Origin of the sequence: Streptomyces odontotermitis (assembly GCF_050510915.1) — a bacterium.
Taxonomy (GTDB): Bacteria; Actinomycetota; Actinomycetes; order Streptomycetales; family Streptomycetaceae; genus Streptomyces.
Genome location: NZ_JBNJLS010000007.1, coordinates 66,109 through 78,794 on the forward strand (window position 1 = coordinate 66,109; position 12,686 = coordinate 78,794).

Below are 12,686 nucleotides of genomic sequence, written 5' to 3' on the forward strand. Positions count from 1 at the left end.
GTCAACTCCCTTACGGCGCCAGCGGATCCGCCGCATACGTGAGGCGGACGACGCCGTCCGCGTCCCGTGCCGCCGAGGCGTTGACGCCGAACACGTCGCGCAGCAGGCCGGGCGTGAGCACGTCGAGGGCGGGGCCCGCCGCGGTGGCCCGCCCCTCGTGCAGCACCACCAGCTCGTCGCAGAGCCGGGCCGCCAGGTCCAGGTCGTGCAGGACGGCGAGCGTCGTCGTGCCGGTGGACCGGATCAGGCCGAGCAGTTCGAAGCGGGCCCGGACGTCGAGGTGGTTGGTCAGCTCGTCGAGGACGAGGAGACCCGGCCGCTGCGCCAACGCGCGGGCCAGCAGCACGCGTTGGCGCTGGCCGCCGGAGAGCGTGGCGAGCTCGCGGTCCGCCAGTTCCCGTACGCCGGTCCGGTCCAGCGCTTCGTCGACGGCCGCGCGGTCCCGCGCACCCTCGCGGCCGAGCAGCCCGTGGTGCGGGGTGCGGCCGAGGGCCACGACCTCCGTGACCGTCAGACCCGCCGGGCCGCCCGCAGGGTCCTGGAGGACGGCCGCGGTGCGCCGGGCGGCCGCGCGGGCGGAGAGCGACCAGATGTCGTCGCCGCCCACCAGGACCGCGCCCGCGTCCGGCCGCAGCGCCCGGTACACGGACCTCAACAGGGTGGACTTTCCACTGCCGTTGGGGCCGACGATCCCGACGATCGCCCCAGGTTCCGCGCGCACCGCGATGTCGTGGAGGATCGGGGTGCGGGAGAGGGAGACGCACAGGCCCGTCACCGTGAGGGTGGTGCGGTGGTCGGTGGGCAGGTGCGAGCCCCGCAGGTCTTTCACGCCGTGTCCAGACTCTTGTTGCGGCGCAGCAGCCACAGGAAGAAGGGCGCCCCGAACAGCGCCGTGAGGATGCCGAGCGGCAGTTCGTTGGGGCGGTCGACGGTCCGGGACAGGAGGTCGACCAGGACCAGGTACAGGGCCCCGGACACCGCGGACAGGGGCAGCAGACGGCGGTGGTCGGCGCCGAGGGCGAGGCGCACGAGGTGCGGGACCATCAGGCCCACGAAGCCGATGCCGCCCGCGACCGCGATGACCGTGCCCGTCAGGAGCGAGGAGAGCAGGAGCAGCACCGCGCGCAACCGGTGCACGTCCACGCCGAGCGCCGTCGCCGACTCCTCCCCGGCGAGCAGGGCGTTGAGGCGCCGCCCGTACAGGGTGAGGAGTGCCGTGGAGGCCGTCACCACGCAGGCGACGACGGGGAGTTGCCGCCACTGGGCGCCCGCGACGCTGCCGAGCATCCAGAACATCACCGCACGCAGCTCGTTGGGCGTGGCCCGTAGTTGCAGACAGCTCGTCGCGGCAAGGAGCAGATAGCCGACCGCCACCCCGGACAGCACGAGCCGCGTCGGCGCGAGCCGGCCGTGCCGCCGCCCGAGGAGGAAGACGAGGGCCACCGCCCCCACCGCCCCCGCGAACGCCGCCGACGACACCCCGAGCCCGCCCAGCGCGCCCGACGCCAGGGTGAGCACGAGCACCGCCCCGAACGAGGCTCCTGAGGAGACCCCCAGTACATAGGGGTCGGCGAGGGGGTTGGCGACGACGGCCTGCAGCACCACGCCCGCCACCGCGAGCCCGGCCCCCGCGAGCGCGGCGAGCAGCACCCGGGGCGTGCGGAACTCCCAGACGATCTGCGCCCGCACCGGATCCCCGGTGTACGAGCCGAGGCCCAGGTGGTCGCGGACGATCAGCCAGGTCTGGCCGGCCGGCACGGACACCGATCCGACGCCGATCGACACCAGGACGGCGACGGCGAGAAGGGCACAGAGCACGCCGAACACGAGAAGCGAGGCGCGCCGTTCACGGACCGCCATGGCGTTCAGAACGCCTCGGGGTGGAGCAGCCGCGCGATGCGCTCCACGGCCAGGTCCGAACTGGGGCCCAGATACATCGAGTCGGAGAGCACGACGTACCGCTTCTTCTTCGCGGCGGGCCACTGCGGGAACTGCCGCAGCACCTTGCGGGCGTACGCGTCCGGATCCGCGTACCGGTAGGAGATGACCACGAGCGCGTCGACGGGCTCGGCGGCCACCTGCTCCTTGCTGAGGTCGGCGAACATCGTCTTCGACGCGCCCGCGAAGGCGTTGGTGCCGCCCGCCTTGGCGAGGATGTCGTTGTAGACGCCGTGCGCGGCCACCGAGCTGAAGTCGTTGGTGCCCATGTTCATGCCCGCGAAGGTCACCATGACCCGCGGCCGCCGCTTCGTCCCCGACGCTCCCTTCGTGCCCGTCGCCTCAACTGCCTTGCTCGCCGCGGCGATCCGCTGCTTCGAGGCGGTGATCAGCCGCTCGGCGCGCTGCCGCACGTCGAAGATCCGCCCCAGGTCGCGGAGCATCGCGTAACTGTCCTCGACCGTCGCGTCCATGCCGTCGTCGCCGGAGGGCGAGCAGTTGCGGTGCGGTGTGTACGCTCCCGCCCCGGCCGTCTCCAGGTCCTCGCGCGTCGCGAACCCGCCGCTCGCGGCGAAGCCGCCGCCCCACGTCGACATCACGAAGTCCGGCCGCAGCCCGAGCATCGGCTCGCGCGGGATGTCCATCGCCTCGTTGAGTTTGATCCCGCCGGTCGGCAGCGCGGCGACGGCCTTGGCCCGCCCCTTCACCTCGGACCTGCCGTAGGACTGCGCGTTGGCGACGATCCGGTCACCGAGCCCGAGGGCGAGCAGCGAGGAGACCTCGGCGACCGAGCCGCCGTTCATCACGACGACCCGGCTCGGGGCCTTCTCGTACGTATGGGTGGTGCCGCAGTTGGTGACGGTGACCGGATAGCCGCCGCCGTCACGGGAGGCTTCGTCGGGTGCGGCGGAGCCCCCGCCCGACTGGCAGCCGCTCACCGCCAGGCAGAGGGCCGCGGACAGCGTGACGGCAACGGACAGGCGCGCGGCGGCGGTTCGTCCTGACGGCATGGGATCTCCCGGGTGGTGCGGTGCGGTGCGAGGTGAGGGGAGCGCGGTCATCGCTCGCACCAGGAGTCGGGGGAGCGGCCCGTGGGGTTCCCGCGAATATTCGGTTGTCGCGCGGCGGGCCCGGCGCGGATCATCGCCGGATGGCCGACACCCCTGCCGCCGCTACCTCCCCCGCTACCTCCCTCGCCGCCTCTCCCGCCGACGGCCGTGCCGGTATCGACGCCGCTCTCGTACGGCGCCTGGTCGCCGCGCAGTTCCCGCAGTGGAGCGGGCTGCCCGTGGCGCCCGTGGAGGTCGACGGCTGGGACAACCGCACCTACCGCCTCGGCGACGACAAGACGGCGCGGCTGCCCACCGCCGCCGGATACGTGGCCGCGGTCGACAAGGAGAACGAGTGGCTGCCCCGGCTCGCGCCCGCGCTGCCCGTCGCCGTGCCGCCGGTCCTCGCCAAGGGCGAACCGGGCGAGGGGTACCCCTTCCCGTGGTCGGTACGCGGCTGGCTGACGGGCGAGACCGTGGCGCGGGGACACATCGAGGACTGGCCCCGACTCGCCGTTTCCGTGGCCGAGTTCCTGCGCGCCCTGCAGCGCTGTGACGCGACCGGCGGGCCCCTCGCGGGGGAGCACAGCTTCTACCGGGGAGCGTCACCCGCGCACTACGACGAAGAGACGCGCCGCTGCCTGGAGTTGCTGAAGGGACGCGTCGACACGGAACGGGCCGCCGTCGTGTGGGAGGACGCGCTGGCCGCCGAGTGGCAGGGCGCGCCCGTGTGGTTCCACGGCGACATCGCCTCCGGCAACCTCCTGGTCGAGCGGGGCGAGTTGGCGGCCGTCATCGACTTCGGCACCTCGGGCATCGGCGACCCGGCGTGCGATCTGGTGGCCGCCTGGGGCATGTTCGAGGGCGCGGGCCGGGAGGCGTTCCGCGAGGCGGTCGGACAGGACGAGGGGACGTGGGCGCGGGCCCGGGGCTGGGCGCTGTGGAAGGCGCTGCTCGTGCTGTCCGAGTGCGTCGACACCGATCCGGTGCAGGCCCGGGTCAACCGGCGGGTGATCGAGGCGGTGCTCACCGACCACGCCCGCTTCGCGGGCTGACCGCCTCAATCACCGTCCCCCGCCTGGTGGTTGGCGAGCACCGTCGCCACCGTGTCCGCCTCGGCGGGTGCCTTGTCCTCGCGGTAGCGCACCACGCGCGCGAACCGCAGCGTGACGCCCGCCGGATAGCGCGTGGACTTCTGCAGGCCGTCGTAGGCGATCTCCACGACGAGTTCGGGCCGGACCGTGACCACGTGCCCGTCGTCCTCGACCGCGAGCTCTTGCAGCCGCTCGGTCTGCCAGGCCAGCATCGCGTCCGTCATGCCCTTGAACGTCTTGCCGAGCATGGCGTACGAGCCGTCAGGACCCCGCGCCCCCAGGTGCAGGTTGGACAGCTTGCCGGTGCGCCGCCCGTGCCCCCACTCGGCGGCGAGGACCACCAGGTCGAGGGTGTGCACCGGCTTCACCTTCAGCCAGGACGCGCCGCGCCGCCCGGCGCTGTACGGGGCCTCGAGCCCCTTCAGGACCACGCCCTCATGGCCCCGCCGCAGGGTGTCCGCGAAGAACGCGTCGGCCGCCTGCCGGGCCGCCGCGTCGGCGGGGTCGGCCACCAGTGTGCGGCGCACCCGCATCGGCTCGGGCACCAGACGGGCGAGGTGCGCGTGCCGCTCGGCGAACGGCAGGTCCAGCAGGTCCTGTCCGTCGACCGAAAGGGCGTCGAAGAAGACGGGGGAGAGGGGCAGTTCGGCCGCGGCGCGCGCGACGTCGACGCGGGAGCCGACGCGCCCCGCGACCTCCTGGAAGGGCCGCGGCCGCCCCGCCCCGTCGAGGGCGATGACCTCACCGTCGAGAATGAACTGCCCCCCGGCCAAGTCTCGTGCGGCCGCGGTGAGTTCGGGGAGGCGGTCGGTGATGTCGTCGAGGGTGCGGGTGTACACCCGCACGTCGTCGGGGCCTTCGCGGTGCACCTGTACGCGGATGCCGTCCAGCTTCTCCTCGACCGCGCACGGCCCGAGCTTGTCGATGCCCTCGGCGACCGACGCGGCGCTGTGCGCGAGCATCGGCAGGACGGGGCGGCCGACGGTCAGCCGGAACGCGGCGAGCGCGGCGGGGCCGTCCGTGAGCAGAGCCCGCGCCACCGGGGCCACGGCTCCGGCGAGCATCACCGCGCGCCGCACCTCCGCCGGGTCCGCGCCCGTCGCCCCGGCGAGCCCCTCCACGGCGACCGCGTCCAGGGCGCCCTGCCGCACCTCACCGGTGAGCAGCCCGAACAGGAAGCGCTGCTCGTCCTCGGTGGCCGCACCCATCAACTCCTCGACAAGGCGCCTGCGTTCGGCCTGCGAGCCGGCCCCGGAGACCGCTCCGAGCGCGGTGAACGCCGCGTCCACCGCGCGCACGGTCAGGGTCGGCCCGGCCGCGGGCGGCACCGGTTCGCTGAGCACCCGCCACCCGACGCCGAGCCGCCCCTGCGGGAGCCGTCCCGCGAGGTAGGGGATGACGAGGGGCGCGTCGTCCGGCTCCGCGTCCCGGAACAGCTCCGCGAGCAGAGCGATCTTCCGGGACCGCGCCGAGGTGGCGGCGACCTCCTTGGACACACGGGCGAGCCGGGCGAGGAGCATGCGTCCATCGTGCAACGTACGGGGGCGGGGCGCCGCCTGTGAGACGTCCCCGGCGGGGGTGCCGGGCGGGGGCAGGGGGTGCCGGTCGGGGCCCTGGCGGGGGCTCGGGTGGAGGCTGGTCCGGTCAGGCGCTGTGGCAGATGACGACCGGGCCGAGCCAGACGCAGGTGGAGCCCTGGCCGGGGTCGGTGCCGGGGTCGGTCCCGGTGCCGGTGCCGGGGTCGGTGCCCTGGCCCGGGTCGGGGTCGGGTGTGGGTTCGGGGTCGACCGGGGGAGGGGTCGGCTCGGGGTCGACGGGTGGGGGTGTCGGGTCGACGGGTGTCGGATCGACGGGTGTGGGGTCCACAGGTGTCGGGTTCACCGGTGTCGGGTCAACCGGCGTGGGCGTCGGGGGAGTTGGGTCGGGCGCCGGGGGGCTGGTGGGTTCGGCGGGCTGTTGCGTCGGGTCCGGGGCGGCCGGGTCCGGGGCGTCCGGCTGGGGGGCGGGCCGTTCGGGCGCGGGCGGGCTCTCGGGCTCCGGAGCGGCAGGGCGCGCGGGGGCCGGGACCACGGGCTTCGCGGTGGGCTGTGAGGGCCGGGCCGCCGGGGCGGGAACCCGCACCCCCACCCCCGGGCTCTGCCCTTGGTCCCGGTCCCGGTCCCGGTCCCGGTTCCGGTCCTGGTCCTGCCCGCCGTCCCCCTGGTCCTGACCACGGCCCCCCTCATCCTGGTCCTGGCCCTGGTCCCGCGACGAGTGATCCCCCTCCTCCGTGGCTCCCCTGTCCACCACGGACGCCCGCTCCGAAGACGCCGGAGCCGCGTCCCCCACCCCACCGAGCACGAGCCCCGCCGCGACCGCCGCCCCCGCGACCGAGACGCCGACCGCCCCGCCCACCGCGACGGAGAGCTTGCCCCCGGCGGTGAGCACGTGACGTATGCCGTGCCGCGCACCGCGCGCCCCCTGCGCGACCGCGCTCAGCGGACCACCGTGCCCCGCCGAAGCGGAACCCGCGGAACCCGCGGAACCGGCAGAGCCCGAAGCCGCAGCCCCCGCCGCCCCCGCCGCCATCACCGGCACCAGGAACTTCCCCGCCCCGCCGAGCACGAAGATGAGCAGCGCGGGACCGGCAAGGGCGGGCAGCCGGTTGTTCGCGCGGGTCAGGAGCGCGAGCCGGGCCCGGCAGTCGGGGCAGTCGTCCAGGTGGGCCACCAGCCGCTCTGACTGGGCGGCCGTGGTCTCGCCGCGTATGTGGCCCGGCATGCGCTCCCAGTGCGGCTCGCACGCGGGGTCCTCCGGCGTGCCGGGGTGTGCGCGCAGGAACGCCTGCCGCATCCCCTCGCGGGCCCGGTGCAGCAGCACCGCCGTCGCCCCGCGGCCCGCGCCGATCCGCCGCCCCACCGCCTCCAGCGGCTGGCCCTCGGCCTCCGCGAGCCACAGGGCCTGCACCCACCGCTCGGGCAGCTGGCCGAGGACGCGCGCGAGCAGGTCGACGGAGCCGAGCCGGCTCGCCGGGTCCGCCGCGTCGCCGTGGTGGCCGTGCACCGAGACCCGCTCGACGGGCTCGGCCGCCTGCGGGTCGTGCGGCGTCTCGCGGGCCGCGCTGCGCCCCACCGCCGTCGCGAGGTGGCGCACCGTCGTCATCAGGTACGCCGGTACGTTCTCGATCTCGTGCCCGGCGGCCAGGCGGCGCCACACGCGGAAGTGGGCCTCCGCGACGAGGTCGTCGGCGACCCAGGGGCTGCCGGTCAGCGAGCGCGCGTAGGCGAGCAGGCGCCGCTGCTCCGCCTCGTAGATCCGGGCGTACGAGGCGGTGGCGGGCACGGCTGCGGGGCCGTCGGTCATGGCAGGACACTCTCCCGTCCCACTGCGGGGAGCTCAGCGGGGGGCTCGGGGATTCGGACGAGTTCGAAACTCTAGGTCCGACATGTCCGACTTTTGAAGGGGGGAGTGGCACAGGTCACAGGGATTGATCCGTGCATCGCGTAATCACGGCCGCCCCTCACGACTCGTAAGGGCACATGAGTCACCCCTCGAAGAGGACTCGAAGAAGAGTGGAGCCCGTCATGACCGTCGCCCTCGAGCAGCCCGCCCGTGCCCGCCTGATCACCGCCGAGGGCCGCGAGCACCCCGTGCCCGTGACGCTCCGCTACTCCGACTCCGACCCCCTGGCGGTCCAGGTCGTCTTCCCGCCCGACGTCTCCCTCGACGGCGCCGAGGTGACCTGGATCTTCGGGCGGCGGCTCCTGGAGGAGGGGTTGCGCGCCCCGGCCGGCAGCGGTGACGTGCACATCTGGCCGTGCGGGCGGGCGCGCACCGTCCTGGAGTTCCACGCCCCGGCGGGGCTGGCCCTGGTGCAGTTCGACCGGGCCGTGCTGCGCCGCTTTCTGCAGCGGTCGTACGCGGTGGTGCCGTCCGGGGGCGAGGCGGACCGGCTCGATCTGGACCGGGGTCTTGCCCGCCTCCTCGGTCCTTAGGTTAGGCTGCCCTAACTCAATAGGGGTCCGGATGTCTCGGGAGGGGATGCGCGGTGGGGCGTGGCTGGCAGGGGGTCGTTCTCAAGCTGCTGAACGGCAAGGACTTCACGTTCACCGTCACCAGGGCCGAGGAGGTCACCGAGCACTACCGGCGACTGCGGCTCACCGACGGTGGCATGCTCGCCGCGACCGGGGTGCACCCGACGATGTGGGTGCGGATGTGGTTCGACGCGGCGGGCAAGCCGCACCAGCGGGCCTACACCCTCGTCGACCCCGACCCGGCCGCCGGCACCTTCAGCCTCGAATTCGCCCTGCACGACGGCCCGGCCAGCGACTGGGCGCGCACCGCCCGGGCGGGCGACACCATCGAGGCGACCGTCCACGGTACGGGCTTCACCGTGCCGGACCCGCTGCCGTCCCGGCTCCTGGTCGTCGGGGACACGGCCGCGCTCCCGGCGGTCAACTCCCTTCTGGAGTCGATGCCTTCGGTGCCCGCGACCCTCTGGCTGGAGACCCAGCACCCCAGTGACCGTGACGTGCCGCTGCGCCTGAACCCCGCCCACCACGAGCGGCGCACCGTCGAGCGGCAGGATTCCGGCGCCCGCCTGGTCCAGCGGGTCAAGGCCGAACTCCCCGCCCTGGTCGAGGATCCCGACGACACCTACGTCTGGATCACCTGTGACACGGCGACGACCCGGACCCTCGCCACGTACGTCCGCAGACAGCTCGCCGTCCCCAAGGAGCGCGTGCACGCCCTGGGTTACTGGCGCGCCACGGCGTCCGTGTAGCGGCCGACTCCCGTGTGACGGCCGGCTCCCGCGGAGCCGCTCAAGCCCCCGCGGAGCCGCTCAGGCGTAGAGCGCGGGCCGCGGCGCCGGCTCCGGCACCGCCACGCGGACCCCTTCGCGCTGCGCCCGCACGCCCGCCTCCGCGACGAGCGCGGCCATGTAGCCGTCCCACGCGCTCGGCCCCGTCGTCCGCCCCTCGCGCACCCCCTCGATCCAGGAGCGCACCTCCCGGTCGTACGCGTCGGCGAAGCGCACCAAGTAGTCCTGGGTCATGGCCTGTTGGGCACCCGACGAGGTCTCGGTGACGAGTCCGTGCTCGGCTCCGATGTGGGCGCTGCCGCGTTCGCAGACCGCCTCGCACCGCACCTGGTAGCCGAAGCCGCAGTTGACGAAGATCTCCACGTCCACCAGTGCGCCCCTGGCCGTCTCGAAGAGCACCAGCTGCGGGTCGCCGAGCCCTTCGGGGGCGTTCGCCGAGGGGTGCGGCATGGCCACCGTGACGGCGGTCAGCTCCTGGCCGAGGAGCCAGCGCGCCGCGTCGATCTCGTGCGAGACCGAGCTGCTGATCAGCATGGGGGTGGTGAAGTGGGGCGGCGAGGAGACGTTGCGGTGCCGGCAGTGCAGCATCAGCGGACGGCCCAACTCACCCGCATCCAGCAGCGACTTGAGGCGCTGGTACTCGCTGTCGAAGCGGCGCATGAACCCCACCTGGATCAGCCGCCGCCCGGCCCGCACCTCCGCCTCGACCACGCGCAGCGACGCCGCCGAGTCCGGGGCGAGGGGCTTCTCGCACAGCACCGGCAGGCCGCGCTCGCAGGCCGTGAGGAGCGCCTCCTCGTGCGCGCTCTCCGGCGACGCCACGAGGACCGCGTCGACGCCCGGCGCGGCGATCGCGTCCAGCGGATCCCCGTAGAGGCGGACGCCGCTGTCCACGTCCAGGCCGTCGAGCGCCGCCTCGGCCCGCGCCACGTCCGGGTCGGCGACCGCCACCAGGCGCGCCCCGCCCACGGACCGTGCGATCCGCCGCACATGGTCGGCGCCCATGTGTCCCGCCCCGAGGACGGCCACCCCCACCGCTTCGCTCACGCCCCGAACTCTCCTCCCGCACCGTCCTGTTCACCGCTCTGCCGGGCAGCCACGGTAGCCGTCCGCCGCCGCGCCACGACCAGGCCCCCGGCGAGCAGCAGCACCGCGCCGCCGACCGACGACAGGACCAGCGCCCACACGTCGGAGTCGCCCGCGTCCCCGGCGGCGGGCACCAGCGACGCCTGCCGGGCCGGGTGCCCCGGGCCCTGCGCGGTGTGCGCCTTGGCGCGCGGCACCAGCGAGCCCACCGGGCGTACGTGCCCGGCCGCCGCGAAGCCCCAGTCGAGCAGCTGCCGGGCCTCCTCGTACACCGTGTAGCCGCCGCCCGCCTGCGGGTTCAGGACCGTCACGAGGAGGGTGCGGCCGCCGCGGGTCGCGGCGCTGATGAGGGTGTTGCCCGCGTGGCTCGTATAGCCGTTCTTGACGCCGACGAGACCGGGATACGGGGCGACGCCGTCGGCGCCCGTGAGGAGACGGTTGGTGTTCTGGATGGGGTACGAGGCCCCGGTGCTCGGGAAGTCGGCGACCGGCGTCGAGCAGTAGCGGGCGAACTCCGGGTCGGCGAGCCCCGCCCGGCCGAAGACCGCGAGGTCGTACGCGGAGGAGACCTGCCCGTCCGCGTCGTAGCCGTCGGGCGAGACGACGTGCGTGTCCCGGGCACCGAGGGCGCGGGCCTTGGCCTGCATCTGCCGGACGGTTTGCTGCCAGCCGCCGTTGAGCCCGGAGAGCACGTGCACGGCGTCGTTGCCGGAGCTGAGGAAGACCCCGCGCCACAGGTCCGCGACCCGGTAGCTGCGCCCCGCCTCGACCCCGACCATGCTGCTGCCCTCGCCCACCCGGGAGAGCTCCGCCTCGGTGACGCGGTGGCGGGTGTCGGGGCTCAGATGGGGCAGGGCGGTCAGGGCGAACAGGGACTTGAGGGTGGAGGCGGGCGGCAGCGGGCGGTGCGCGTCGTGCGCGGCCAGGACCTCGCCGCTGTCGGCGTCGGCCACCACCCACGCCAGGGCGGAGACGTCGGCGGGCAGTTCGGGGGCGCCGGGGCCGGGTCTGGCCTGGGTGCCCGGTCGGTCCAGGAGCGTGGAGGAGTACGCGGGCAGCGGGTGGGGCGGCGCGGGCTCGGCGGGGCCCTGCACCGCCGGGGCCGGGGTGGGCAGGAGGACCAGGGCCCCGATCGCGAGGGCCGCGGTGCGGACGGACGAGGCGAGGAGGGAGCGGCGCGCCAGGAAGGGGCGGCGCTGAAGGTTCCTGATGACCATTCAGCCACCGTAGGAGCGGCGCCGGAGGTCCGCAGATCGGCTTGGCCCGCCTGGCTGTATGCGCCTCGCCCCACCGGCCGCACGCCCACCGGTCCAGCACCCGCGCGCCGGCCGGTGCGGCCGCTCTGCGCCTGAGGGTTGAGCACCTGACTGCCCGTCGATTCGGCCGCTCCATGACCGTGGGTTCGGCGCCTGCATGCCCGCTCTGCGCCCGCGGGTTCAATGCCTGCGCGGTCGCTCGGTGCCCGTGGGTTCAGCGCCTGCGCGTTCGTCGGCGCAGCCGCTCTACACACCCGACGGCTGCGCACCCCACGGCTCCGCACCCGCGCGCCCCGGCGCGGACGCCGCACCCCCCGTCACCTCAGCTGCTGCCGCCCCGTCACCTCCGTGCCCGCCGACCCCTCCTGACGCCCCGTCGCGGCCGGCCCCTCGAAGCGGGACACCGCCCGCCCCGCGCACACCAGCACCGCCAGCGCCACCGCCGCGCACGCCGCGTTGCTCACCAGGTCCGTGGTGAGCGAGCCGCCGCTCTCCGGGCGTACCGGGAACGACGTCCATACGTAGGTCAGCAGCGCACCCGCCGCGAGGGCGAACACGTGCCGTGCGCTCCAGCCGCGCTGCCGCGACCAGCGCGACACGGCCCGGACACCTAGGACGACGACCGCCGACCACACGGCCACGCCCACCCATTCATAGGCGTCGCCGGTGACGAGAACGGCGGGGCCCCAGTACGCGCCCGTGCCGAGCAGCGCCGCCGCGCCCACGGTCCAGGGTCCCGGGGCGGCCCCCGCCACCGGGGCCGGGCGCCGGTTCCGGACCCGGAAGGCGAGCACCACCAGCGCCGCGATGACGGCGCCCGCCGTGGCGAACCGGACCGGCGAGGCCATGAAGTGCTCCTCCGCGTAGTTCCCCCAGAACACGAGGCCCGCGCCGAGCACGTACACCAGCGCGGCGACCGCATACCCCCTGCGCCCCAGCCACGGCGTGCGGGCGCGCTCCGGGAACCACGCCTCCACCAGCGCGATGGGCACACAGATGCTCCACACCGTGTGCAGCGCGAGCACCGACTGGACCAGCTCGACACCCGTGCCGAGGCCCGGTACGAACGAGGGCCCGTGCAGCAGGTCCTGGCCCGCGTAGTCGTCGTTCCACAGGAGCTGGTCGACGGGCCCCTCCTCCATCAGCGCGTACGCGGCGGCGAGCAGCACCATCGCGGGCCACCCGCCCCCGTACCGCCGCCCCGTCTCCCGCACCAGCAGCGCCCCGCACCCGTACAGCGGCGCGAGCACCACCCCGAGCCCGAACTCGGCGGCCGTCAGGTTCCCGAGCAGGAACTCGCCGACGAACGGCGCCAGCAGGAACAGGGCGACGACCGGGGCGAGACGGCGCCGGGTGCGGGCGGGGTGGTGCGTGGAGGCCATGCCTTCGACGCTAGGCAGCGGGGTGGGGCGGGGATGCGCCCGAAGGTCTAGGGCGCGCGGACGAAAGTAGCCCGCGCGGG

General features: G+C 74.8%; 11 protein-coding genes. 3 read left to right on the forward strand and 8 right to left on the reverse strand.

The window, feature by feature from the left end; translation table 11 throughout:
• Positions 1–10: 10 nt before the first annotated feature.
• Genes ACQB60_RS21215 through ACQB60_RS21225 form a run of 3 tightly spaced genes read right to left on the reverse strand, consistent with a single transcriptional unit; the run spans position 11 to position 2,948 of the window.
• Positions 11–829 carry an ABC transporter ATP-binding protein gene (locus ACQB60_RS21215; RefSeq protein WP_496927623.1) on the reverse strand — a complete coding sequence of 273 codons (819 nt, stop codon included), beginning with the start codon at positions 827–829 and terminating at the stop codon, positions 11–13.
• A complete protein-coding gene (locus ACQB60_RS21220) occupies positions 826–1,860 on the reverse strand; it encodes a FecCD family ABC transporter permease (protein ID WP_496927624.1) in 1,035 nt (344 codons plus the stop codon). Before ACQB60_RS21220 ends, ACQB60_RS21215 begins: the two co-directional genes overlap by 4 nt.
• A gap of 5 nt (positions 1,861–1,865) precedes the next feature.
• The gene (locus ACQB60_RS21225; RefSeq protein ID WP_496927625.1) at positions 1,866–2,948 is read right to left on the reverse strand and encodes an ABC transporter substrate-binding protein; all 1,083 of its coding nucleotides are present in this window, start codon (positions 2,946–2,948) and stop codon (positions 1,866–1,868) included.
• Between the two features lie 140 nt (positions 2,949–3,088).
• On the opposite strand from ACQB60_RS21225, the gene ACQB60_RS21230 reads away from it, so the two are divergent.
• Positions 3,089–4,042: an aminoglycoside phosphotransferase family protein gene (locus ACQB60_RS21230; RefSeq protein WP_496927626.1), complete on the forward strand. Its 954-nt coding sequence runs from the start codon at positions 3,089–3,091 to the stop codon at positions 4,040–4,042.
• A gap of 5 nt (positions 4,043–4,047) precedes the next feature.
• On the opposite strand, the gene ACQB60_RS21235 is transcribed toward ACQB60_RS21230, so the two are convergent.
• Positions 4,048–5,601 carry an ATP-dependent DNA ligase gene (locus tag ACQB60_RS21235; protein ID WP_496927627.1) on the reverse strand — a complete coding sequence of 518 codons (1,554 nt, stop codon included), beginning with the start codon at positions 5,599–5,601 and terminating at the stop codon, positions 4,048–4,050.
• Between the two features lie 124 nt (positions 5,602–5,725).
• On the reverse strand, positions 5,726–7,423 hold the full coding sequence (locus ACQB60_RS21240) for a sigma factor (RefSeq protein ID WP_496927628.1): 1,698 nt from the start codon (positions 7,421–7,423) through the stop codon (positions 5,726–5,728).
• 221 nt (positions 7,424–7,644) lie between these two features.
• Between ACQB60_RS21240 and ssgD the strand changes: the two genes are divergently transcribed.
• Complete coding sequence (ssgD, locus tag ACQB60_RS21245) at positions 7,645–8,055, forward strand: spore wall synthesis regulator SsgD (protein WP_496927629.1); 411 nt, start codon at positions 7,645–7,647, stop codon at positions 8,053–8,055.
• Between the two features lie 53 nt (positions 8,056–8,108).
• A complete protein-coding gene (locus ACQB60_RS21250) occupies positions 8,109–8,843 on the forward strand; it encodes a siderophore-interacting protein (protein WP_496927630.1) in 735 nt (244 codons plus the stop codon).
• A gap of 60 nt (positions 8,844–8,903) precedes the next feature.
• Here ACQB60_RS21250 and ACQB60_RS21255 read toward each other — a convergent pair whose 3' ends face one another.
• The 3 genes from ACQB60_RS21255 to ACQB60_RS21265 form a co-directional block, all read right to left on the reverse strand.
• Positions 8,904–9,929, reverse strand: coding sequence for a Gfo/Idh/MocA family protein (locus ACQB60_RS21255; protein WP_496927631.1), 1,026 nt, complete (start codon positions 9,927–9,929; stop codon positions 8,904–8,906).
• Positions 9,926–11,185 carry a D-alanyl-D-alanine carboxypeptidase family protein gene (locus ACQB60_RS21260; RefSeq protein ID WP_496927632.1) on the reverse strand — a complete coding sequence of 420 codons (1,260 nt, stop codon included), beginning with the start codon at positions 11,183–11,185 and terminating at the stop codon, positions 9,926–9,928. Before ACQB60_RS21260 ends, ACQB60_RS21255 begins: the two co-directional genes overlap by 4 nt.
• Before the next feature lie 356 nt (positions 11,186–11,541).
• The gene (locus ACQB60_RS21265; RefSeq protein WP_496927633.1) at positions 11,542–12,606 is read right to left on the reverse strand and encodes an AF_0692 family protein; all 1,065 of its coding nucleotides are present in this window, start codon (positions 12,604–12,606) and stop codon (positions 11,542–11,544) included.
• Between the last annotated feature and the right edge of the window lie 80 nt (positions 12,607–12,686).

Excerpts from the sequence above, each read along its gene's own strand:
- ACQB60_RS21235 (WP_496927627.1), bottom strand. The coding sequence starts at position 5,601 with ATGCTCCTCGCCCGGCTCGCCCGTGTGTCCAAGGAGGTCGCCGCCACC.
- ssgD (WP_496927629.1), top strand. The coding sequence starts at position 7,645 with ATGACCGTCGCCCTCGAGCAGCCCGCCCGTGCCCGCCTGATCACCGCC.
- ACQB60_RS21225 (WP_496927625.1), bottom strand. The coding sequence starts at position 2,948 with ATGCCGTCAGGACGAACCGCCGCCGCGCGCCTGTCCGTTGCCGTCACG.
- ACQB60_RS21265 (WP_496927633.1), bottom strand. The coding sequence starts at position 12,606 with ATGGCCTCCACGCACCACCCCGCCCGCACCCGGCGCCGTCTCGCCCCG.
- ACQB60_RS21260 (WP_496927632.1), bottom strand. The coding sequence starts at position 11,185 with ATGGTCATCAGGAACCTTCAGCGCCGCCCCTTCCTGGCGCGCCGCTCC.
- ACQB60_RS21230 (WP_496927626.1), top strand. The coding sequence starts at position 3,089 with ATGGCCGACACCCCTGCCGCCGCTACCTCCCCCGCTACCTCCCTCGCC.
- ACQB60_RS21220 (WP_496927624.1), bottom strand. The coding sequence starts at position 1,860 with ATGGCGGTCCGTGAACGGCGCGCCTCGCTTCTCGTGTTCGGCGTGCTC.
- ACQB60_RS21240 (WP_496927628.1), bottom strand. The coding sequence starts at position 7,423 with ATGACCGACGGCCCCGCAGCCGTGCCCGCCACCGCCTCGTACGCCCGG.